The 22,195-nt window shown below is 64.6% G+C and carries 17 protein-coding genes and 2 pseudogenes; 8 read left to right on the top strand and 11 right to left on the bottom strand.

Annotation, left to right across the window (positions count from 1 at the left end; all coding sequences use genetic code 11):
- Window positions 1-66: 66 nt before the first annotated feature.
- Window positions 67-186, bottom strand: a pseudogene (locus OHQ90_RS24120) (YbhB/YbcL family Raf kinase inhibitor-like protein); the annotation flags it as partial.
- Window positions 187-303: 117 nt separating this feature from the next.
- Here OHQ90_RS24120 and pip point away from each other — a divergent pair.
- Window positions 304-1,296 (top strand): prolyl aminopeptidase, encoded by a 993-nt coding sequence (pip, locus tag OHQ90_RS24115; RefSeq protein ID WP_442941165.1) that lies wholly within the window; start codon window positions 304-306, stop codon window positions 1,294-1,296.
- Between the two features lie 566 nt (window positions 1,297-1,862).
- Here pip and OHQ90_RS24110 read toward each other — a convergent pair.
- A complete protein-coding gene (locus tag OHQ90_RS24110; protein ID WP_328401086.1) occupies window positions 1,863-2,780 on the bottom strand; it encodes a DUF3558 family protein in 918 nt (305 codons plus the stop codon).
- Between the two features lie 557 nt (window positions 2,781-3,337).
- Between OHQ90_RS24110 and OHQ90_RS24105 the strand changes: the two genes are divergently transcribed.
- The 3 genes from OHQ90_RS24105 (at window position 3,338) to OHQ90_RS24095 (ending at window position 7,323) form a co-directional block, all read left to right on the top strand.
- Window positions 3,338-4,702, top strand: a complete 1,365-nt coding sequence (locus tag OHQ90_RS24105; protein ID WP_328401084.1) for a hypothetical protein — start codon at window positions 3,338-3,340, stop codon at window positions 4,700-4,702.
- Between the two features lie 144 nt (window positions 4,703-4,846).
- The gene (locus OHQ90_RS24100; protein ID WP_328401081.1) at window positions 4,847-6,091 is read left to right on the top strand and encodes an AAA family ATPase; all 1,245 of its coding nucleotides are present in this window, start codon (window positions 4,847-4,849) and stop codon (window positions 6,089-6,091) included.
- Window positions 6,088-7,323 (top strand): vWA domain-containing protein, encoded by a 1,236-nt coding sequence (locus OHQ90_RS24095; protein WP_328401079.1) that lies wholly within the window; start codon window positions 6,088-6,090, stop codon window positions 7,321-7,323. Before OHQ90_RS24100 ends, OHQ90_RS24095 begins: the two co-directional genes overlap by 4 nt.
- A 159-nt stretch (window positions 7,324-7,482) precedes the next feature.
- Here the strand turns inward: OHQ90_RS24095 and OHQ90_RS24090 are convergent, their stop codons facing one another.
- Entirely contained in the window at window positions 7,483-8,172 is a 690-nt protein-coding gene (locus tag OHQ90_RS24090) for a hypothetical protein (protein ID WP_328401077.1), read from the bottom strand.
- 1,629 nt (window positions 8,173-9,801) lie between these two features.
- On the bottom strand, window positions 9,802-9,924 hold the full coding sequence (locus OHQ90_RS24085) for a hypothetical protein (protein WP_328401075.1): 123 nt from the start codon (window positions 9,922-9,924) through the stop codon (window positions 9,802-9,804).
- 141 nt (window positions 9,925-10,065) lie between these two features.
- Between OHQ90_RS24085 and OHQ90_RS24080 the strand changes: the two genes are divergently transcribed.
- The gene (locus OHQ90_RS24080) at window positions 10,066-10,290 is read left to right on the top strand and encodes a hypothetical protein (protein ID WP_328401073.1); all 225 of its coding nucleotides are present in this window, start codon (window positions 10,066-10,068) and stop codon (window positions 10,288-10,290) included.
- Between the two features lie 271 nt (window positions 10,291-10,561).
- Here the strand turns inward: OHQ90_RS24080 and OHQ90_RS24075 are convergent, their stop codons facing one another.
- The gene (locus tag OHQ90_RS24075) at window positions 10,562-10,930 is read right to left on the bottom strand and encodes a VOC family protein (RefSeq protein ID WP_328401071.1); all 369 of its coding nucleotides are present in this window, start codon (window positions 10,928-10,930) and stop codon (window positions 10,562-10,564) included.
- Window positions 10,931-10,993: 63 nt separating this feature from the next.
- On the opposite strand from OHQ90_RS24075, the gene OHQ90_RS24070 reads away from it, so the two are divergent.
- Window positions 10,994-11,452 carry a MarR family winged helix-turn-helix transcriptional regulator gene (locus tag OHQ90_RS24070; RefSeq protein WP_328401069.1) on the top strand — a complete coding sequence of 153 codons (459 nt, stop codon included), beginning with the start codon at window positions 10,994-10,996 and terminating at the stop codon, window positions 11,450-11,452.
- A gap of 482 nt (window positions 11,453-11,934) precedes the next feature.
- On the opposite strand, the gene OHQ90_RS24065 is transcribed toward OHQ90_RS24070, so the two are convergent.
- Both OHQ90_RS24065 and OHQ90_RS24060 read right to left on the bottom strand, forming a co-directional pair.
- Entirely contained in the window at window positions 11,935-12,135 is a 201-nt protein-coding gene (locus OHQ90_RS24065) for a hypothetical protein (protein ID WP_328401067.1), read from the bottom strand.
- 31 nt (window positions 12,136-12,166) lie between these two features.
- Window positions 12,167-12,481, bottom strand: coding sequence for a LysR substrate-binding domain-containing protein (locus tag OHQ90_RS24060; protein ID WP_328413070.1), 315 nt, complete (start codon window positions 12,479-12,481; stop codon window positions 12,167-12,169).
- Between OHQ90_RS24060 and OHQ90_RS24055 the strand changes: the two genes are divergently transcribed.
- Window positions 12,455-12,607: a hypothetical protein gene (locus OHQ90_RS24055; RefSeq protein ID WP_328401065.1), complete on the top strand. Its 153-nt coding sequence runs from the start codon at window positions 12,455-12,457 to the stop codon at window positions 12,605-12,607. The two genes, OHQ90_RS24060 and OHQ90_RS24055, sit on opposite strands and share 27 nt — an antisense overlap.
- Here OHQ90_RS24055 and OHQ90_RS24050 read toward each other — a convergent pair.
- From OHQ90_RS24050 to OHQ90_RS24040, 3 genes and pseudogenes are all read right to left on the bottom strand, one after another.
- A pseudogene (locus OHQ90_RS24050) lies at window positions 12,604-13,455 on the bottom strand (IS481 family transposase); the annotation flags it as partial. The gene OHQ90_RS24055 and the pseudogene OHQ90_RS24050 overlap by 4 nt on opposite strands.
- Window positions 13,456-14,064: 609 nt before the next feature.
- Complete coding sequence (locus tag OHQ90_RS24045) at window positions 14,065-15,933, bottom strand: acyl-CoA dehydrogenase family protein (RefSeq protein ID WP_328401063.1); 1,869 nt, start codon at window positions 15,931-15,933, stop codon at window positions 14,065-14,067.
- A gap of 616 nt (window positions 15,934-16,549) precedes the next feature.
- Window positions 16,550-17,611 (bottom strand): hypothetical protein, encoded by a 1,062-nt coding sequence (locus OHQ90_RS24040; protein ID WP_328401061.1) that lies wholly within the window; start codon window positions 17,609-17,611, stop codon window positions 16,550-16,552.
- A gap of 638 nt (window positions 17,612-18,249) precedes the next feature.
- On the opposite strand from OHQ90_RS24040, the gene OHQ90_RS24035 reads away from it, so the two are divergent.
- On the top strand, window positions 18,250-19,326 hold the full coding sequence (locus tag OHQ90_RS24035) for a cytochrome P450 (RefSeq protein WP_328401059.1): 1,077 nt from the start codon (window positions 18,250-18,252) through the stop codon (window positions 19,324-19,326).
- Window positions 19,327-19,568: 242 nt separating this feature from the next.
- Here OHQ90_RS24035 and OHQ90_RS24030 read toward each other — a convergent pair whose 3' ends face one another.
- Window positions 19,569-21,386 carry an acyl-CoA dehydrogenase family protein gene (locus tag OHQ90_RS24030; protein ID WP_328401057.1) on the bottom strand — a complete coding sequence of 606 codons (1,818 nt, stop codon included), beginning with the start codon at window positions 21,384-21,386 and terminating at the stop codon, window positions 19,569-19,571.
- Between the last annotated feature and the right edge of the window lie 809 nt (window positions 21,387-22,195).

Raw genomic sequence — 22,195 nt, 5'->3', positions numbered from 1 at the left:
GCTGTGGGCGGGACGCCGATGGACTCGACGGGCGTGCGCCGCGACGAAGTAGCGATGGCGGCCGTGCCCGGCGGGCGGGGCCGCGCCGATGAATCGGGCTGCGCGGGCGTCGTTGGGCAGTTGGAAGGCGCCCTTGGGCAGGCCCGAGTCGGTATCATCTCCGGCGCCCTCGGGCAGCTCGGACAAGCCGGCTCAGATCGACCACCGAGCCCGTCCACCTCGGCGTTCCGACGATGACGACTCATCATGAAGAATTGGTTCAAAAATGACGAGCCGCGAGAACCCCGATATCGAGGAGGGCAGATGAATATACCGAACTCAAATCCTGCAGTGGCTCAACCGTTCCCGGATGTTGACCCCTATGCGCACGGCAGGCTCGATGTCGGGGACGGCAACAGGATCTATTGGGAGACCAGCGGGAACCCGGGCGGCAAACCGGCGCTGGTGGTGCATGGCGGCCCGGGCAGCGGCGGGCACCGTGGTGGACGGAAAGTCTTCGACCCCGCCGTATACCGGATCGTGCTGTTCGACCAGCGCGGCTGTGGTGAAAGCCTGCCGAACGCCTCGGACCCGAATGTCAGCTTGGACCACAACACCACCGAGCATCTGATCGCCGACATCGAGCGGCTGCGCACCCACCTGGGCATCGATCGATGGCTCCTCTATGGAGGCTCTTGGGGATCCACACTGATACTCGCCTACGCCGAGCGTTACCCCGAGCGAGTCACTGAGATCGTGCTCGTCGGCGTCACCACGACCACCCCCGACGAGATCGACTGGCTCTACCACGGCGTCGCCCGTCTAGTGCCCGGCCCATGGGAAGCGTTCCGTGACGGGGTACCGGAATCCGAGCGGAACGGGAACCTCGTGGCCGCCTATCAACGACTGGTTAACGACCCCGACCCGCAGGTCCGGCGCAAAGCCGCGAGGGACTGGTGCGCATGGGAGGACGCAGTCATTGCTCACGAAACCCTGGGAAACCCAGGACAATACAGCGGTGAACCCGACGATGCCATGCTGGCGTTCGTTCGGATCTGCACCCACTATTTCTCGAATGCTGTCTGGCTCGACGACAGACAGCTCCTCCGCGACGCACACAAACTTGCAGGGATCCCCGCAGTGCTGATCCATGGGCGCCTTGACCTTGCTGGCCCACTCCAGGCTGCGTGGGAACTGGCCAACGCATGGCCGGACTCCGAACTGCACGTCATCGATGACTCCGGGCACACCGGCAGCCCCACAATGCAGGACAGGATCCTCCAGGCCACTGCCGATTTCGGCCGCAATCGACTGTGACGACTTCCCGGTGACGAGCCGGTTCACAGTTCAGAGAAGTGGTGTCAGGCGGCGAGGTCGAGGTCGAGGTATTCGGTATCGTCGCGGCGGCCGGCTCGACGTCCACGAGGGCGAAGTCGAGTCCGGCGGCGGCCTCGGCGAGGAAAAGCAGATACCGCTCGGTCGCGGCGGTGTGGTTGCGCCACAGGGACTTACCGAGGACGGTTTCGTGCTTGGCCGCGATCATGGCCGTGACGATCACAACGCTGTACACCGTGGTGCGTACTGGTGGTTGCTCCACGGTCGCCATCGGCAGACCGCCACCGATTCCGGAGGCATCGCCGCGACGAGCCCGATGGGGGAGAAGGAAAGGATCAGCGGTTTTGAGGCATAAATGCCACAGTTCTGTGTCCGGAGGGGTATCGACCACTACGCCCACACGTTTTACCAGCGGACACTGCTGGCTATCAACGAACAGTAGTAGTCGATCCCTCCGAATGCCCGCTCTAGCGATCACTCGTAGGCCTGGGCTTGTCGTGCAGGGTGATCTTGCCCGAGGGTGAGCACGATGGCGCCCGGTCGGTCGCTCACGTGGTCGGCGGTATGGCTCCTGCTACGGCGGTCGTCACCCGGATCAGCTCGTCGCACAGCTCGGTTTGGGATCGATCCTCGGTCAACGAGGCCTCGAAGGTGAGTGTTGGGCCGCCGGCATCAGGAAGGTTCGCTTCCAGGGGTACCTCGAACGCCAGGACACACCAGTTGTCGGAATTGTCCCAGTGCACCTGGACCGCGTGGCGATCGCCGATGGTCACTGGCTTCGGACGCACATAGGTGGAGCTCTCATAGACCGACCGTTCGAACGGTGCATCCTGGTAGAACACCCGGAGTCGATACCATCCGCCGCGCCACATGCACATCGCACTGCTGGTCTGCTTATCGCCGCGGAATTGCGATTTCACATCGAGTCCTGCAACGGTCAGGCTGTCCTCCGGGATCTCGCAGGGATCCCACACTCGACCGGAAGCCTTCGTGGTCGGGGGCGTGCTGGCGCTGCTGGTCAACGAGGGCTGGGTAAGCATTGTTCTCGGGAGTGCTGACGGAGCTTGGGGGACGTAGTCCATGAGGTTTTTGGGGGTCTCGTTTGCCCTGATGGGATACAGGGACAGGAAGTATGAGATCGAAACGTTTCGCCACATCGGCGTCCGGTACGGCTTGATGGGTTCCCGCAGAACCGAGCCACCGAACTTCATCGCACAGGTCAGATGCTGACTGGTGTCCGTGACTCGACGATTGGCGTCCTGCGATTCGGCGACGGAACTGTACGCCTCGCCCGCGAACGCCTTGATTGCCCGTTCGGCGGGTTTCAACGCGCCGGAGCAGCGAGCGGGTAGCTCAGAGAATCCCGCTTTGTACTGTTGCATGGTGCCCCGCGAACAGCCGGCCACCCCGATCACCAGAAGTAGGGCAAGCAATGCGGACACCGAGCGACCGTGACGAATACCCATGAGCGAAGCCCTCCCCGAACGGCCACCCCTGTGCGACACGATGTTCGAGTGTGTCCGGAGGGCCAGAGCCTGTCAAACGGTCGCGGTTCCCCCTGGATGCGGGCAGTCTCCGAACCAGTCCGTTTGATGATTTCACTGAAGCGGAGATATTGCGGGGCAAAGGCTTTCGCCATGCGAGCCGCGGACGGTCGGCTGATGCCCACCTGCCGCCGACCGGCACGGACGACAGGTCCGCCGAATACGGTGTGCGATACACGGATCCGGCCGGGATCGCGTGGCACCTGCCCGGCCTGGCTGCTGCGGCGGTGGCGCGGCTGTGCATCACAACCGCCAGGTGCCCGCGCGACGACGATCGACCCGCCGCCTGGTTCGCGGCCGACATCCCCCCTCGACACCGCATACCTCCACCTCATTGCCGGGCCGGCCTGACGGCGGCCGTCGTGGGCTTGGTTCCCGGCCCGTGTTTGGCGAGTTCCGGCGGTGCGCTCTATGATCGAAGCGATGATGATTACTTCTGATCGCAGATTGGGGGTCCCGTCCGTCCAAGGTGAGTGCTGATGCTCACTGTGAAGACGAATGCGGACGATTCCCGTCTTTCCTTCTGGCCGCGCGTGCGTGAGTTCGCCGTGCCGCCCTCCATGATCGAAACCGCTACCGCTCGGCGTCGCGCCGGGGATTGGGCAGGTTCCTGTGCCGCAGCGCGTTTCGATGTCGATATCGATTTATGTTCCGTGGCAAGGACTTACGGCGAGGAGCTGGCGGCCGATGTCCGATCCGATCTCCGGAATTTAGCCCCGGATCTGCTGCGCTGGCACCTGCCGAGGGTTGCTCCCGATGGTTTGCTCCGGCCAGGGCTGACGATCACGCTTGCTCGTTACCCCTGGGGCGCAGCTGGTTTCCTACATTTGGTGGTTCGCACCGCGCCGACTTGGGCGGATGCCGGGCAGCGGGTCGGCCTCGCGCTGTGGGATGGGTCCGGGACCGCGGTCGGCTTGCATCCGCGTCCCCGGCCGGACCGCCGTTTCCGGATGGACCTGCACCGCCACCTCTGGGATGCGCGCAGGGCCGATGAGCTGCGACTGCGGTGTGGAGCCGAACCGGGCGCCGACCGCTCGGCACTGGACCCGGCTCTGCTGGAGACTGCGCCGCGGGATCGTGGCTACGCCGTTGATCGCTGGGGTACCGAGGCGCGAATCCTGCTCAATGCTGCAGGGCGACAGGAGAATACGTTCCTGGTGCGGTTGGGTGCCCGGCAGCGGGTGATTGCCGAACTGGGGCCTGCTGGCTTGCGGATCGTGGCGGCATATCCGGCCGGAGCCGTCTCCGCGCTTCCGGTGCTGCCCGACGCTGCGACCTGGCAATCACCCGACCTGGAACTGCTTCGCACCGGCGTGATCTCGCTCGAACGACTGCATCCGTTGGTCGCCGCGGCGCTGGTGCCGGACTATTCGCCGAGCGAGTCCGCCTGGGGGCCACCCCAGGCGGAGCGAACACACCTGGTGGAATGCGGCGGCGAGCAACACCGAATCGGCTTGGTCGGCGGTGCGTTGTCCGCGCTGGACCACGACCCGGCCGAGATCCGGCGCGAGGAACTCCTGGCCGCCTTGACCGGCACCCCGCTGCCCTGCCTGCAGGCCATCGATCAGGCACATCGCCAGCCGGACTGCCTCACAGGCGTTCGCGAACGTCTCGCACACGGTGACACCGCCGGCGCACTCACCGTCGTCGAAGGCCTGCTCGGTCCCGAAGCGATCCTGCGTGACGGCGCTCTCCAGGACGAACTGGCAGCCACCGCGCAACAGCGAATCACCTATCGGCTCTACCGATCCGGCCTGTCCGAACCGCAACTCGCCCCCGACTACCCCGGCGTTCGCCGTCCACGAGATCGCCGCGCGCACCCGCGCAACGCGACGAGATACTGACCCTGCCGGAGCAGTGCCTCCGGCGCGACTCGACTGCTTCGGCGATCTTGCGACCGCTGCGCGCGACCACCTGACGACCCGCGTCCGCGCGACGACTTCCCAGCGTCGTATCCGTTAATCCTCCTACAACACAAGGTGATTCATATGTCTTCTTCAGTCACTGGCTGCACAGCTCACACCCCTGCGGATAACGCTTCCCAGCTCGATATCGCCGCTGATCTACTGACCCTGCTCGGCGAGACCACCACCGAACCGTGGCCCAACACCCAACTGGAGGCCCTCACCCTGGCAGTAGCCGCTGATCTGCCGGTGCTGCTGTGGGGTGAGCCGGGAATCGGCAAGACCGCGGCCCTGACGCAACTCGCCCAAACCCTGGATCTTCCGCTGACCACGGTAATCGCGAGTGTGCATGAGCCATCGGACTTTTCGGGTCTGCCCATCGTCGGCGACGACCCGGCGGAGCACGGTGTTCCGATGGCTCCACCGGACTGGGCGGTGCGATTGGTCCGGGCGGGCCGGGGGCTGCTGTTCCTCGACGAGCTGTCCACCGCGCCACCCGCCGTGCAGGCTGCCCTGCTGCGGCTCGTGCTGGAGCGGCGGATCGGTTCACTGAAGCTGCCGCCCGGCGTCCGGATCGTGGCGGCAGCCAACCCGCGCTCGTCGGCGGCCGATGGCTGGGAGTTGAGCCCACCGCTGGCTAATCGGTTCGTGCACCTGCATTGGGTACACGATCACGATGTGGTCGTGCGCGGTCTCGGCGGCACCTGGCCGCGCGCGACACTGCCGCAGCTCGACCCAGAAAAGCTCACGGAGGCAGTGGCGTTCGCGCGTCGCGCGGTATGCGTGCTGCTCGCGGCGCGCCCGAAGCTCGTGCATCAGCTGCCGAGCAGCGAAGCGCGCCGGGGTGGCGCCTGGGCTTCGCCTCGCACTTGGGAGATGACGCTGCGGCTGATCGCATTCGCCACCGCCGCGGGGTCGTCCACGGACGTGCTGTCGCTGTTGGTCCGGGGCGCGGTCGGGGATGGCCCGGGTTTCGAGCTGCTGACCAGCCTGGACCGGATGGACCTCCCGGACCCCGAGACGCTACTGGCCGATCCGGCGGGCGCTGAGCTGCCCGAGCGCGGGGATCTGCGCCAGGCCACGCTCGACGGTGTGGTCGCGGCGGTGCGTAAGCGCCCGGAGCGATCCCGCTGGGATGCGGCGTGGGTGCTGCTGGTCAAGGCGATCGAAACCGGGGCGCCGGATCTGGTGGTCGTCCCCGCGACCACGCTCGCCACACTGCGCCAGGGAAATTGGGAGGTGCCGGCGTCGATCGAGAAGCTCGCGGGCGTGGTGTCGGTGTCGCAGCGCGCGGATCGCGCCGCCGACCTCGTGCGGGCGGGCCGATGACTGTGCCGGCAGCGGTTCAGAAACTGGATCTCGAAAAGCTTTTCGCCGCCCGGCTGTACGCCGTCCGAGTCCGGCCTTACCTGGCGACCGCCCTTTTCGCTCTGCACATCGTCGAATCGCGCCGCGTCCCGACGATGAGTGTGGACCGGTACTGGCGCTGCTACGTTTCGCCCGCGTTCGTGGACAGCATGCCCGTCGAGGAATTGGCCGGGGTCTTGGTGCACGAGGTCTCGCACCTGCTGCGCGATCATCACGGCCGTGGTGAGCGCTTCGCCCGCGAGCACGAGCTGAGCGGCCCTGGGGAACGGCTGCGCATGAATATCGCCGCAGATTTCGAGATCAACGACGACATCTTCGGCGACGGACTGGTCCGCCCGGAGGGCGCGATCCTGCCCGCCGACATCGACTTGCCCGCAGGCAAACTCATGGAGGAGTACCTGCGGGAGTTCCGGTTCGGAACGTACACGCCGGGCATGGCGTGGCTCGATTGCGGCAGCGGCGCCGACGGCCTGGAACGCGAATGGGAGCTGGGGCCGCTCGGCGCGGACGGCCTCAGCGAACAGGAACGCGACGGCGTGCGCTTCCGGGTGGCGCAGGGCATCATCGGCCGCCCGGGCAACGTGCCCGAAGGATGGCGGCGCTGGGCGCAGGAAGCATTCCATCCACCGCAGCCGTGGCGCGACCTGCTCGGCGCGGCACTTCGCGCGGCCGTCTCCGCGCCCGGGGTCGGCGAGGACTACACCTATGGCCGGCCCGCGCGACGCTCGGCTGGCGTGCCCGGCGTCATCCTGCCTAGCCTGCGGCGCACGCCACCCCGCGTCAGCGTGATCATCGATACCTCCGGTTCGGTCAGCGACGCCGAACTCGGCAGCGCCCTGCTCGAAGTGACTGCCATCAGCCGCGCGGCGGGCGGCCGCCGCGACCTGCTCACCGTGTTGTCCTGCGACGCGGCCGCCCGGATCGCGCACCCGCTGTGCGCGGCCGAGGGTATACCGCTGGTGGGCGGTGGCGGAACCGACCTACGCACAGGCTTCGCCAAAGCCCTTCGCGCCCAACCCCGCCCGGACGTCGTCGTCGTACTCACGGACGGTCAGACGCCCTGGCCCGAGACCAAGCCGTGGTGCCGCACCGTCGTGGGGTTGTTCCGCCGGGCTCCTTCGTGGAGCGAACGCGATTCTGATTACGTTCCGGACAGACCACCGGCGTGGGCGCGAGTTGTCGAAATCGGCTAGCTGTTGTAGATCATGACGCTGTTGAAGAGCAGGATAGGCGGGCGCACCAAGGCTTTTCCTGTCACGGTTGCTCGGAGTGGAGACGTCGGTGAGCCGGGGCGGCCGATGGGCGCCCGGCCCGCCTGTCATTGTGTTCGATTACCTCCACTGGGTGACCCATCAGGGGGATGGTGTCATCAAGCCGAACATGGCGCCGATGGTCCAGCCGATCGCGCATCCGATGATGGCTCCGACCAGGAAGAACCAGATCCCGATCATAACGCCGATCGCGCAGCCGAGGGCTGCACCCATCATGACCGACATCGGTCCCATGGCCTGCTGCACGCCGGGCATATCCTGGTACGCGACAGCCTCTTGTGTCGGCCCGCCGACCGGTGTCAGGGTCAACTGTGTGCCGGAGCTGTCCAGCTGCGGTGTGACCGCGAGATTCTGTCCGGCCTCCGTGCGCAGTGTCGTCGGGATGGCGCCGACTACCGCACCGTCGTTCGCGAGGACTGTGACCGAGTCGGGCGTGACGACGAACCTGCCGGAGGCGAGGGTCACCAGGGCGCTCGAGTGATCGCCCACGAGACTCGCCGTGTAGGCGACCGGGCCATCCACGCCGGTGACGTCGACATTCCCCAGCGTCGCCTCTCCATGTGCTGTCGCGGTGGCTATGCTCGCCGCCGCGATGGCCATGAATGCGGTTGCTGTCAGTTTTTTGAAGAACATTTGCCCTCCTACCTCTGCCGATTCTCTGCACATTCCCCGACGAACGGTCCCCGGATGGGTATAATCATCCGCCGTCGAATTGATCGATGTCGATGGGGTATTCGGATACCGAATTTTCGAAGTGTAGTCGGTTTTCATCCCCGGGTATATGTATTTGAATCGAAGTTCCCGTTGGTATATCAGCCCCGAGGATGCGGCCGGAATTTATCGTTCGGCTACTCTGGTGGAGACGCGACAGCGCGATTAACGAGGTAAGGCTTGTGCATGGCCGTCACCGGCTTCGCTGTGTGCCGAGCTCGCCGCCAGCGACGACACCACTTCCCCTCGCCCGCCCATTCGACGGCAATAGCTCACGATCTAAGACCGTGTCTCATGTCGCTCCCGCCGAACTCGGCCGTCCATGACGAGCCCGCCGACGTCACCGGCGCGGGATCACGCTTCCGTGAGGCGGGGGGAAGAGGGCTTCGGCGCTGCCGCGGTTGATCGCGTCGAGTTGGCCGGTGGCGAAGCTCTCGTAATTGTCGAGTACGGAGGCTCACACGTCGTCGCTGCCGATAGGGGATCGGAAGTACCCATTCGGGGCTATCCGCGCCGCTCCGTCGGCACAAGGACCCACGACAAGCAGTCCAGCGTCGGCGGCGGCTATGTCCAGGCGAATGCCGGGGGCTTCTCGAAGCCGCGCAACCCGACAACACTTGAAGCAGCACGTAAGCGCTGGCCGCATTCGACCAAAACTCGTCCGGCATCGGCCTGCGCTCGAAGCGAGAGCCGACCCAGGGCTGGTTGGACGTGAGAGGTTCAAAAGGAACGAGAAATCGTTGCTGCCCAGAAGGCCGCACTCGAATCCACCACTCATCAGCGCCTGAGCGGGGAAGGAATCAAACAACTGGTCGATTCTTTCGGCGGGCTGATCGCGATACTTCAGAAGGCCGATCCGGACGACGAGCTCGAACTCTATCAACAGCCGGACTTGAAGTTGACCTATGACTATGTCCACGAGTATCGACGAAGCGCTCTGTGCTGCAACGCGGTTGGACCGAGCGGGCAATCGCTGGTGCATAGGTACGAACGCAGAAGGAATCGAGTGCATGATCCGGAGCGCATATGTGCGATCGAATGCCGATGCCGTGTTGCTCCTACAGCTAGTTGGAGCCGGATCATGCTGCCCTGACACAGTTTCAGCATCGCTATACGCCGATACTCCTGTCAATGGTTCAAGATCATCCAGTTGGATGACATCAACAGGTTGCAAATGTTCGGCGATTCGATAAGACGACTCCGAGGCAGTCCCGACCTGAACTGACGAAGGGTCTTCCGACAATCCGCGTGCCTGCGCACGGCTTTGCTACGCGCTCTTCTTGATCGGGTGCCTTCAGCGCGATGTCGGCCGACTTACTCAGCGAAGAGGTGGTACCCGGTCCGGGTAAGGGACCTGGCACGCACGTTCGCATCCCCCTCGCAGGTCGGCATCGCGGCGGAACGCAGGTCCATCGGAAGCCTCGCACGCGGCGTGATGTGGATACTGGCCGACGGGAACGCATCGAACCATCAGGACCCCAGGATCCGAAAGCGTTCGGAAAATTGCAGATCACAGCGAACAACCCATTCGCGCAACTGCAGAGACCGTGCTCGCGATCCCGATGTCGATCGGGTCCATGTCTCGCATGCGCTCAACCGGAGTTCACCGCCAGCCGAGTCCGGCCGAAGGTGGCAGCACCGAACAGCTTGTTCGAGCGAGCTTTCGTAACGACGTCGCCGGGGGAGTGCTCAGTCCGCGGCGCGGTCACGTAGCCGCTGGAACCACGCCTCATCCAGGCCAGCGGTGATGGTGTCTGACCAGGCCCGGGCGGCCACGATCTCTTCGGAGGGGTAGCGCGTCAGAGCCACCACGGCGGCAGAAGTCTCCTGGGCGCGCGTATTTTCGTCGAAGTACCCCGACGGTAGCCCGCAGCGCAGCAGGGCCGGGGGAGGCGCACGACCTGGCCGCGCTCGTTGCGCAACTCCGTCTCCACGTGGTCGTCCTGACCTGCCATGTCTCGCACGCTCACCGAGCGGCCGCGATCCCACGGGCCCGTCACCGTTCTCACGTTTCAGTTGATCAACGTCGGTGAGAAGGTGTTCGACGGCTACAACTGGCTGACCGCGACCATCGTGTACGGGGCAGCCGGTTCGCTCGCCGAGCATAAGGTTTCGCTGAGCAAGCAGTTCGGCGCGGGTGCGCAGGACGCGATCCGCCCGGTTCACGCCAGGCGGTGAAGCACGCGGACACAGTGACCAAAGCGCAGCTGAATCCAGTGGCCGTGCCCGCGAGATCGGTGATCTGGCAGGGCGACTTCTCCGCATTCCACCGGTAGGCGACGAAAATCATGCTGCCGGCCCCGACATGCGGCGGTGATCGAAAACGACAACGCTTTAGGAACACTGAAGCATCAATGGCCTTCTGCGCCAATACTTCCCCCGAATTCTCGAGTCTCGGACGCAACCGCGGTCTGCGGGGGCAGGTGATCGTCCGGTGGCGTTTGGCCTGTCAGGCGCGGTCGTGGAGTGTGACCTGGTAGCCGTCGGGGTCGGCGAAGGTGAATGTCCGACCGAAGGGGCCGTCGATCGGTGCGGAGACGATGGTGTGACCGTCGGCGACGAGAGCATCGTGAATGGCCTGGACGTCTGTGGCGTGGAGCCAGATCGCGGCACCGATGCCGGGCTGGGCAACGGATGCGAGATCGGTGCCGGGAACGATGTCGCGGAGTGCGAACGCGATCGGCTTCGTCTCGAAGACGACGGCATGCGGAGGTCCGGCCTGCGAGCGGACGAGGCCGAGGTACTGCTCGTAAAACGCCTTCGAAACGTCGAGGTCGCGCGCTTGGAGCGAGATGAAGTCGGGGCCGGTGGCGGGCATGATGATGCTCCTTCCTTTCGTGTCAGCTTTCTGACACGGGTCAATCTATGTCAGAATTCTGACATGAGTCAAGACGGTGTCGGCGTCGACCTGGAGACGTCACTGGGCTACCTGCTGAAAGAGGCCTCGAGCGTCCTCCGCGCAGCCATGGAGGAGGTGCTGCGGCCGCTCGGGATGAGCGTGACGCACTACTCCTGCCTCGAGCTGCTGGCTCAGCGACCGGGCTTGTCGAACTCCGAGCTCGCGCGGGGCGCGTTCGTGACACGGCAGTCGATGAACGTGCTGCTCCACGCTCTGGAACGAGAGGGCTACGTGACCAGGCCTGCGGAGGCACCCATCGGGAAGGTTCTTCCCGCGCGGCTCACGCCGCGCGGCCGACGGAGCCTCGAGAAAGCGACCGTAGCGGTCCGGTCCGTCGAGGTCAGAATGCTGGCCGGCATGACCGAGACCGAGCAGGCAGGCGCGTTCCGGATCCTGCAGAGCATGATCCATTCCCTACGCGATGGCAACGACGGTGCATAGCTCGTTCCCCGGCGCACGTCTCGTCGCGCCCGGGTAGGACTGCAGCCGAGCGTGAAAATCCGTGCAGACGACCTCGAAAACCGACAGGCTCCAACTACACCCTCTTCTGCGATGAGCCTGTTAACTCCTTGCATAGCGCGCCTTGAATTCCCGCGTGCAGACGGCCGCCCAGAGGTAAGGGACCTGCGGATAGTCGTGATGGACGGCGCGAATTGTGTGGTGCAGCGCATGGGCCGCCGCGTTCGCGTGGCGTAGGTATCCGATGAAGTACGGAGAGGACGCATCACAGCGTCGCTAACCCGACGGCGCTGGTGGCGAGGATTTCCGCTGGGAACCGGACCATCGCGGGCGCGGCCGGACATCCTTGGGTGGCCGATCAGCAGACACGGTAACGCCGCGTTGGCAGTCGTGACACGGCGATCAGATAGACAGGGCATCTCTCAGCCGCATCGGAAGCGCATATTCGAGACAGGTGGGATTCGCTACCGTTGGTTCGGAATTGCGTATGCGGCCGTTGCTATTTGCACGAACGATCGGATCAGAGGGTTGGTGTCGCCCTCGTTCCACACCACCACCACACTGCTCGGTGCCATATCGACCAGCGGGACTGTGACCAGTCCGTCGGGCACCTTGTGTCCGAGGGGGGTGATGCCGACGGTGCCGTTCCAGAGCACGGCCTGCACACATTCCTGGACGACCCGAACTACCGGGCCTTCACGCGGGTTCGCCGCCGTTCCAGTAGGTCTGCCAGACGGGGTCGGTGCCGTCGGGGAACTGGAACCAGCGGCGGCCGGCCAGGTCGGCCAACTTCAGGTTGTCACGGTGGGCCAGCGTGTCGTCGGCACGCAGTACCGCCCCGACCGGGTCGGCACGCAGCTCACGCGCGGTCAGGGCGGTGTCGTTGAACGGTGCACGGGTCACCGCGACGTCGACCAGTCCCGCCTTCAGCCCGCAGGTGGGGTCGGTGAGGTCGGTGTCGCGGATGCGGATGTCGACCTCGGGGTGCTTGTGGCGGTAGGCGGCGGCCAGCCTGGTGATGCCGCGGTCGGTGGCGTCACCCAGGATGCCGATGGTGATGTTCGCATTTCCGGCGGCGGCGGCTACCCGTGTGCTGACCCGGTCGGCTTGGTCGAGCAGGGCGCGCGCGTCGTCTAGCTGTATGAGGTCATGATGTTGGTGACGCCGGTGCGGAGGCGGCTGGCTGGTGGCAGGTTTCCGGCGGCAGTGTGTGGTCGATGGTAGTTGTAGTGAATGTTCCAGACAGCGAGGGCGTCGCTGCGCTGATGTTCACTCGTCCATTCACGGGCATAAAGAAATTCCTCGGCCAGGATCCGGTTGTAGCGCTCGACTTTGCCGTTGTGGCGTGGTGTGTAGGGGCTGATGCGTTGATGTTTGGCCCCGAGCAGGACCTTGGCGAAATCGTGGGCTCGGTAGCAGGAGCCGTTGTCGGTGACGATGCGCTCGATGTGTGTGATGCCGTGGACGGCGAAGAACGCTCGGGCGCGGAACATGAACCCGATTGCGGTGGAGGCCTTTTCGTCGGGCAGCGCTTCGGTGTAGGCCAGGCGGGAGTAGCCATCGATCGCGGAGTGCAGGAACACATAACCGACACGTTCTCCGCGTTTGCATGCGGCGCTGTTGGCTTTGTCCTGGGCGGAGCCTTTGCCGTGGACGCGCCAGCCGCCGCCATCGCGGATGCGGCCGACTTTCTTCACATCGACGTGCACCATGTGCCCGGGCCGGTGGGCGAGGATGCGCTGTGGAGCCCGGTTGGTGTCGCCTGTCGGGTCGAGGAAGCGGCGCCGGTTGAGTCCGAGCCGCAGCAGGTGGCGGCCGATGGTGCGGATCGAGATGTGCACACCCTCGGCGGTGAGTTCGGTGTGGATGCGGCGTGCCGACCATTTCCGGTCACGGCGCAACTTTTCGATCCGGGCGACCACTTCGGCCGGTGTCGCGGTCGGGCTGCGGTGCGGGGTGGCCGATCGGTCTTCGAGCCCCAAATCGCTTGGAGCGGCCCTTTTGAGCCGCGGACAGGATCCCGTCCTGTGCTGAATCCGACAGGTCTTTCCACGCGACTGCGCTCTCAGCCAAGGCGGAGACATGCACACGCGCCGCAATAGACACCCCGGCAGAGGTGAGATGTTCCTCAGCGATGTCAGATGCCCGAATGATCGTTGCGGCCACCTTGAGCGAGCCCACCACGATCAGCACGGCGCGATCGGTGCCCAGCGCCGCCGCGATCGCGCTGATCGGCCCGATCCGATTCCGTCGACGATGACAGACGTACAGCCTTTGTCATGTTCGTCCGGGTTCCCGAACGCCGTGGTACACCCGCGACCGGCCGGTGAGCCGTCAGCGCCGTGGCCGCTTCGGGCTGCGAGCCGTTCCACGAGGTCCGGCCGCGCCGTTCCGGGGTCGCCGTCGCGTCGCCCGAAAATCGGGCGGTCAAGCCATTGTCGTTGGTTTCGCGCCATTTCTACTGGAACCCCGGTCAGAGCCCCGCCGCACTGAAATCTAGGATGACGATCCACAAGGCGATGGAAATCGTCGTCCTAGTTCCCCTGCCCGGATCGGCCGGCATGTCGGCCGATCCGGGCAGGGGAACTGGCGGTTTACCGGCGTACCTCTTGATAGTGGGAGTCCCACGCGGCGGGTAGATCATCGGACAATACCGGTGCGCCGAGGATCGTGTCGTCAAGGTCAAAAGCGTCCAGCAGTGCGGGCAGGTTGTCGGCAAGGCTGTTGATTGCCTGGTGGAGTTGCTGCTTTGTACTGTTGGCGCCCTGAGCGTCGAGTAGACCGTGGGTGAGATACCACGCGGCATGCTGATCGAGATAGTGCAGGGCGAAAACGTCACGCACGGCGGCAATCTCGGCGTGTTCGGAATGCTTGTCAAGCAGGTCCAAGGCATACTTGGCGCAATGGGCCTCGACGAGGCTGAGCGCGTGCGGAATGACTGCCAACCTGTCTGGAAGCCCGGGAGTGGACAGATGTGGCTGTGCCTCTTGCGCGATCGTCAGAACGCGGGCGGTGAACAAGCGGGCGCGGTCGTGGGGGTCGGTGGGGTCGTGTAGGCCGGGTTCTGGTGGCGGGGTGACGGCGAGTTGTTTGGTCAGTATGCGGCCGGCTACGGAACCGAGGACGTCGCAGTCGCCCTCACCTGTGATGGCGCCATGACAGACGCCGAGGTAGTCGGCGACCCGGTTCGCGCTGAACATGCCTTGTGCACCCATTTTTATTCGACAGTGCGTGACGGTGTCCAGTGCATGCAGCTGAATGAAGTACTTGGCCATCATCACTGTCACGACGGTGTCGCGGTCGGTGAGATCGCTGCTGGCAAGAGATGTCTTGATCGCGTTGCCGTAGATGGTGCGAGCCACAGTGCCTGCTAGGTCGGTGAGCAGGGTGTCTCGCACATGCGGAATGTCGAGCATGAGCGGTCGGTCGACATGTGTCATCGGCACTACCCTGTTGGCGGCATAGCGCAAGGCGATATAGAGCGCGGCGCGGGCCGCGGCGTTCAGGCATGACGACAGCGCCATTCGCCCGACGGTGAGCTGGCTGGTGACCGATGGGAATGCCCGTTGCCGACTGTTCTCGTCGCGCCAGGTCAGCACACCGTTGTCGTCGATGGTGGCCAGGTCGTTGCTCAGCCAGGCGCTGCGCTCGACCCGGAGGTGGTCGAAGCTGATGATCGCGTTGTCCATGATGACCAGAGGCTGACGGCCGAGCTGGGTGATCGTAACGCCGGGGCACGCATCGCCGTTGGCATCGCGCAGCCGCGCCGTGAACAGGTGCACGCCATGACCGGTGCCCGCCTCGTCGATGAGCTGCGCGGCGATGACACAGACCCGTGCAACCGGGATGCCGACGCTGGGCATGAATTTCCGCGCCCGCGGATGCGGGGTGTTGAGCACGAACCCGTCACCGTCCCAGGTCGCGGTGGTCTCCATGAATCCGATATTGGAACCGCACCCGTACTCGGTCAGCAGCATGTTCCCGATGCTGGAACCGTCATCCAGGTCCTGGAGATACGGCGCCGCAGAGTCTGGATCGGTCAGGGTAGCCAGACTGCCCGCGGACAAATTGTAGTGTCCAGAGATCAGCGGGATCAGGTCCGTCGCCAGCACTGCGCAACCGTCGAACACTGCGAACAGGCTGGGTAGATCGGTCGCAACTGCGCGGGTGGTGCCGAGCTCGCCAACCAGGTAGCGCAACTGTTTGTACGCGTTGAGGCGCCGCTCCTCTGGGCTCTGTTTCTCCGTGATGACGAAGTCGGGGTTGGTCAGAGCCTTCTGTAGATGCTGATGAACCTCCGGGCTACCATGCCGAAGCAGCTCGGTCAGCGATGTGCCCTCTTTTGTCTGCCTCTTGCGAAGGAGGCCGAAAAGTGCAGCGTCCAGCTTGCCCCGCAACCCATTCCGTGGATCCTCCGACAGTGTCTTCTTCGCAGTTGCAATCTCGCTTGAATTTGTAGCCACGGGCTTCAAACCTTCCACTCGGTGATCCGTGCGTCCCCGCTCGGCCACCCGCGCGATCACTCAGCCCACGACGCCACCAGGGCGGCATAGTTGTCATAGTCGGCGAGGACACGAAATTCAGTGTGCCACAGCACATCAGCTGGCCCGACGAATCCGCATAGCCGCGTGGACCACGAATGCCTGGAACGCTTCCAGATCTGTATTCCAGGTCGACCACGAACGGAAGACGCTGGTGGCCGTGGAACGGGGACGCTGACACGCCGACCGGCGGCACCGGCCGCCCGAGCACGAGCGCCGGTCTGGGCTGCGGCTGAGCCCGGCCGAGCCGAAGCGGTCAGCTGACCACGTCGAATGGACCGGGTGGACATGATCACCGTGCCCAAGCGACTGTAGCGCCCGGCCGCCGACGTCGCGCGAGTGCTCGATGCGATCTGCGCACGACGCCCACGCAAGGACGTGGCGCTCGACGTGCTGCGCGATCGGGTGCTGTTCGAAACCGCCTACGTCTGCGGCGCCCGCGCCAGCGAGGGTCAACTGGCCGCGAATTTACGACTCAGAACACTAGGCAGCCGCAGTCACGCTGCTTCTTTCACGTCTGCGCCCGCCAGTTGGGCGGTCAGCTGATGTGGGCAAGGGCCGCGGTTGCTGCGGTGTTGATAGCTGGTCCCTGGTCCTCGGCGGCGGCCCTTTGGAACGCGACGACCGCTTCGCGCTGGCGGCCGTAGAGGTGGGCACTGATTCCGATCGCATAGGCATCCGCGGGAGATAGTGCCGCGAGAGCGGCGGGCCACGCGAGGTCGGGGATAGCCCGTACTGGGTGCCGACGGAATCCGTCATCCGCTGCGGCAAGGTAGCTGAGGACCTTCCACCCTTCGTCTTCGCCAGCTGCGCGGAAGAGCAACCCGCATCCGGCGTGAGGTGGAGTGGTGCACGCCCACTCCAGGGCCATGGCAAACCGCTCGTCGAGGTCGCTGCCGTCGTCGTCCACACGTGCAGCGAACAGGTGATACAACTCGGTCTCTGACAGGCTGCGGTGGACTCCGCAGCGACGGGCGTCGACGGCGGCTTGGACAAGCAACTGGCCATCCCGATGTTGCGGGTCCGCACCGACATAACGCTCCAGGAGGCCTTCGCCTCCCACCATCGTGGCAGCAATGCTGGGACCAGGCTTCAGATCCGGGTGGTTCACGCGGATCATCGCTCGCTCAAGCGGGGTCATCGCGAAGGGCATCGAGATACGCCACCCGTATTCCAGAACCGCGGTCCGCGCTGCGCCAGTAATGGGAGAGCGATCCGCCAGGATGCGCTCCAACAACTCGGAATTGATGCCGGCCAGCACAGTTGCGTGCGGGATGATCGCCTCCAGGACCTCGGCGCCTAGGAGGACCAGGTCGGCTGGGCTGAGGTCATCCAGCACGACCACATAGAGGTCGCTGCCACGGAGAGGCTCACCCGCCTTGAGCGAGTCGACGATTCGATGAAGTTCGGCGGCCTTGCCAATGATCACGCGGGAGTCAGGCGGAAGGTTTACCGCCGCTTCACAAATCCGGCGACTCACACCCGACAGTGGGGCGCCGTCCAGCAGAACCACTGGATATGGACCGCAGACGGCATCGATAACCTGACCGATCGCTCGAATCGGATCCCTTTTGCTGGTCGGGTACCCCCGGTCGATCACCAGTATCCTTCCGAAAGCCTGAAGTCGGCTCAAACGTAGCACGGGACTAGCCCAGCAGTGGCCCGACAGCCGCTCGAATCCCCCAGTGCAGCAGTGGCTTTAAGGGCGCGAGCAGCACTTTAGGTCGACGCGGGCGGATCCGTGCCGGGGCATCTGACCGACAGTGCAGCAGACCGATTGGTCCGCAAACTGCTTGGCCCGCAAGGGAAACAGGCAGTGAGTATGATCTGCCGACGTGGAGCCTGTTGTGCGCGAACATCTCGGCGTGAGGTGTCGGTCGGTGGCGATGATCGCGCTGCCCTGGCAACGCACGAGAGCGGGAATTGAGCACGCGGTCAAGGGCGGTACTGATCGCCGTTGCATGACCGACAGCAGATTCCATTCAGTTGCACGCTCAGGGCCACCGTAGACACATGCCCCGAGATCACTCAGCAAGTCGTCGTATTCGTGTTCCATACCTGGAGTCAGTCATTACAACACCACATGAACCCCCACCCGCATCCCCCGCCGGCTGGTTCGAGGCATCGTCGCCAACTATTGCCGACCCTGATCGGGTTCCGATTCCGCTGTACACGGAGGAGTTCGCCGACGACCCACATGGGGCCTACGACGAGTGGCGTAAGAAATACGGTTCGCTGGTGCCGGTGGAGCTGTCGCCTGGTATTCCAGCCACGCTGGTGATCGGTTACAGCACCGCGATTCGGATCAACAACGATCCCGAGCGTTTTCCGGCTGATCCGCGCGCCTGGCAGAAGAACATCCCCCTCGATTGCCCGGTGCTGCCAATGCTGGAGCACCGCCCGAACGCTCTGCGCAGCGGCCCGCCTGAGCATGCGCGTTACCGGAAGGCAAACGTAGACAGCATTGACGGTATCGACCTGACCCACCTCCCCAAGCAGATCGAGCAGATCGCGATCCCGCAGATCAACACCTTCTGCCTCGACGGGCAGGCCGATCTGATCAGCCAGTACGCTTTTCCGGTCACTTTCGCCTATCTCAACGCCATGGTCGGGTGCACGCCCGATATCGGCGAGCGGGTCGCAAAGGGTATGGCCCAGATGTTCGAGGCCACCGACGCCGGGGAGGGCAGCGCGATGTTCGCTGGTGCACTGGCCGAACTGGTTGCGCTCAAGCGCGTCGCTCCTGGCAACGACGTGACCACCCGGCTACTGAACCATTCGGCCAAGCTGAACGGCGAAGAGCTCGTCCACCAACTGGTTACCGACTATGGTGCAGGGATCGAGCCGTTGACCAATCTGATCGCCAACACGCTCCTTCTGATGCTCACTGACGACCGGTTTTTCGGGCATGCAGCGCTGACAACGGCTGATGCGTTGAACGAGAAGCTGTTCGGCGACTCACCGCTGGCGAACTTCTTGATCACCTACCCGCGCCAGCCGATTCTGGTCGATGATGTGTGGTTGCCCGCCAACCAGCCCGTGGTCACCAGCCTGGCGGCCTGCAACAACGACCCCGCGGTCGTGGGGGATCTTAACGTTACCGCCAATCGGTCACATATCGCGTGGGGCACCGGGCCGCACGTCTGCCCGGCGAATACCGTTGCGTTCCAGGTCGCGCATTGCGCCATTGATCAGCTGCTCGACCACGTGCCCGACGTCCGGGTCGCCAAGCCCCTGAAATGGCGTCCAGGGCCTTTCCATCGGTCCTTGGTCGAGCTGCCCGTTGTCTTTTCGCCGTCGCGGAACACATTTTGACGAGACCGCCGACGACCTCGGGATGCCGATCCCACATCCCGAGGTCGTGTCACGTCGACGCCGGTGCCCGGCCGCCCTGGTCTCGAGTTCGTTGTCAACGATCTCGGCCACTCGTGAACCCGCGAATGGCCACGGCCGCCGGTTGTTGGCCCCCTTCACTCATCGGAGGCCAACTAGTCGGCTCGCCGGCCGCCGCCCGGGTCACACCTACGGGAGCGAGCACCCAGCTCGACGGTGCTCGTCTACTCTGCGGCCGCGCTCAGCGCATTCGCAGACTGCGCTACGAAGTTGTCCGAGTCGAACGCCGTGCGCAGGGATCCACTGTCGAGCTCGAACGCCGCGACCAGCTCGGTCAGGTGGGGGGCTAGTAGGTCATGCAGTTGCCTGCGCATGTCCCGCAACGATCGTCGTAGCTTGGGGGATGGACCGTCGGGAGCCATGTCCGCGCCGTGCTCCTTGCACTGGCGGATGGCGAAGAGCGTGAGCAGATTCTCTGCCACCATTCGGGGGCCCGCGGGAAGCCGACTGGCCCGCTCAGCCATGGTCTGGGCCGCCTGGTGCACGATATGCGCCTCAGCCGCGGCCAGGGCCAGGTCATAGACACTGTCCCACTGTGCTTGCCGGTCGCCGGTGGCGTTTGCGTATGCCTCCAGCGTTCTGTGATGCAAGTAGATCTTGCGAGCACCAAGCCAATCCACCCAGCTCCGGGGAGTGTCGATATCGCAGGGTTCGAGATTGTCCCAGCATCCAGGTGTCCACTCGTCTGGGAGGGATAGACGCCGGTAGGCGGCGAGAAGCGCGATGACGTAGCTGTCGCCCTCGGCGGTGGCCGCCGCGTTACGCAGACCGTGATACACCGGGATCTTGTTGTGGGCGAACATACCTTCGGCACCGAGCCGGTCGCGCACCTCGTTGCACACGCGCAGTGCCGTGGTGGTGGCGAAGTGCTTCGTCAGCGCCACAAGGTCGGTGAGCTGTGGTCCCTGCTCGTCGGCCTGATTGTCGGTGGCGTCAACGAAAGCGTCCAAGGCGACTTCCACCGCCGTGGTGGCGACGTAGGTATCGGCCACAGTATCCAGCAGCGGACCGTAGTGGGACGGGACATGGAACAGCGGAACGCGCCCGCCAGCCATGCTCGCGATGTCTCGTTGCGCAGCGTGGCGTACAGCGATCGACAAGGCGGCCCGGGAAACGGCCGCAGCCATGGCCGAAATGCACAGCCGTCCCACCCGTACTCGACTGATGGCGCGCCACACCTGGTTGTCGGCGGGTATCGGAGAGATCAGCTGGCCGTCGTCGATGCGAGTCCCGGTATGCGACAACTGGGACCCGCGTGACAGGCGCACATTGTTGAAGCTGGTCAGCGCATTGTCCATCCCCAGATCGGGCTTCACGGGTAGGAGACGCACGGTGATCCCTGGCCGCATCTGCCCGTCCGCATCGGCCATCCACACCAGGAACGGGTAGGCGCCGCGATCGGCTCCGTCCACGATCAGCCGCGCGAAGACGATGCCGAACCGTGCCACGCCCTCCAGCGGCGGCGGCGCTGTGGTCGGCATGCGCTTGATCGCTGTCTTGGTCGGCGTGTTCAGGATGTACCCGCCACCATCGGCTGGGTCGTAGACCGCGGTCGTCTCCAGATTGTTCAGATCAGAGCCGTGACCGACCTCCGTGAGCACGTACGCGCCCACAGCGCGGCCCGCCAACAGCTCCGTGAGAGCCTCGGCAACCTCGACGGTGGGGGAGGGCTGCTCGAGCAAGGTCCCCAGAACGAGGTTGATCTGAACCGTAAGCAAAGCGCCAAGGTGTGGATCGACGACAGTGGCCTGCTCATGCAGGGTCACCAGGTCACGCAGATCGGACACGGTCTCGGTGGCCGACAGGTGAGGGAGTAACCCCAGGTACCGTTCGTACGCTCGTTTTCCCGGGTTCTGTGTGACAGTCCACCAGTCTTCGTCGAACGCTGCCGTACCGAACATCTTGTTGTACTGCTGGGCTTCGACGCGTCGATCGCCGAACAACATTTCCGCGAGATTGTTTGCATTCTCGTGCGAAACCATAACTACTTCGCCTTCCACTCGTTGCCGAACCCAAGCGACTTGTCATGCGCCACTTGGCATAACACGGCCCGTGAGCACCGAATTTTCGGTGCTCACGGGCCAGCGGATGTGACCGCGCTTTTACGGCGTGCAGAAGCCGCCGGCAACTGGTCGGCCGACCGTGCGGGATCCCACGGTCGGTCCTGCGTGAGCATGGCGAGGGATTACGGAGGCGTCTTTGCCAGGTGCGGTGAAGACGAAAATGCGGGTATCGCCGGCGCCGTCGTTGTCGTCCGGGCTGCGAGGGTCGGTGCTGGTGGCTCCGACGGGCATGAAGTCGCGCCGCAGGCGGTCGTGTTCCGCCAGCTTGTCCGCAGCTATGTACCTCGCGGTTGCCAGGGCGGCGGAAGTTTGTGTGGCGCAGCACCATCAAGCATTGTCGGTGCTGCTGGTGAAACTCGGCGAATCCGCCCCTTGCTGGGCGTTCGCCGACGACCACCACACCTGAATCGCCTGTCCGTAGCTCAAACGGACCTGCCATCACTTCAACCTGCGACACCGCTGGAGCCGCAAAGTTGCTGTGGGCCGGATGAGACACGAAACATATTCTCCCACAAAGTGCTTGCGCTAGTGATCTTGCACAGTTTCTCCGATGGGCATCGCGCGCACAGCGTGTCGCCGTCAAGGCTGAGCTGCGGTGATGGGCTTGGCTGTCGTGATGGTGTGAGGTCCCATCGTCAGGGTGGGGGTTGGTCGGCGCTGGTGTCGTGATCGAGGAACTCAACCGGGCGGGAGGCCGCGGCTGCCAAGCGTGCCGAGAGGTTGCGTCG

It is taken from the genome of Nocardia sp. NBC_00403 (genome assembly GCF_036046055.1).
Lineage (GTDB): Bacteria > Actinomycetota > Actinomycetes > Mycobacteriales > Mycobacteriaceae > Nocardia.
Note: the sequence above shows the minus strand (reverse complement) of the source record. Positions and strands in the feature narration are given on the sequence as shown.

Coding starts and splice junctions, on each gene's coding strand:
- OHQ90_RS24030 (WP_328401057.1), bottom strand. CDS start 21,386: ATGGTTTCGCACGAGAATGCAAACAATCTCGCGGAAATGTTGTTCGGC.
- OHQ90_RS24105 (WP_328401084.1), top strand. CDS start 3,338: ATGCTCACTGTGAAGACGAATGCGGACGATTCCCGTCTTTCCTTCTGG.
- OHQ90_RS24075 (WP_328401071.1), bottom strand. CDS start 10,930: ATGCCCGCCACCGGCCCCGACTTCATCTCGCTCCAAGCGCGCGACCTC.
- OHQ90_RS24100 (WP_328401081.1), top strand. CDS start 4,847: ATGTCTTCTTCAGTCACTGGCTGCACAGCTCACACCCCTGCGGATAAC.
- OHQ90_RS24110 (WP_328401086.1), bottom strand. CDS start 2,780: ATGGGTATTCGTCACGGTCGCTCGGTGTCCGCATTGCTTGCCCTACTT.
- OHQ90_RS24070 (WP_328401069.1), top strand. CDS start 10,994: ATGAGTCAAGACGGTGTCGGCGTCGACCTGGAGACGTCACTGGGCTAC.
- OHQ90_RS24080 (WP_328401073.1), top strand. CDS start 10,066: ATGTCTCGCACGCTCACCGAGCGGCCGCGATCCCACGGGCCCGTCACC.
- OHQ90_RS24095 (WP_328401079.1), top strand. CDS start 6,088: ATGACTGTGCCGGCAGCGGTTCAGAAACTGGATCTCGAAAAGCTTTTC.
- OHQ90_RS24090 (WP_328401077.1), bottom strand. CDS start 8,172: ATGAAAACCGACTACACTTCGAAAATTCGGTATCCGAATACCCCATCG.
- pip (WP_442941165.1), top strand. CDS start 304: ATGAATATACCGAACTCAAATCCTGCAGTGGCTCAACCGTTCCCGGAT.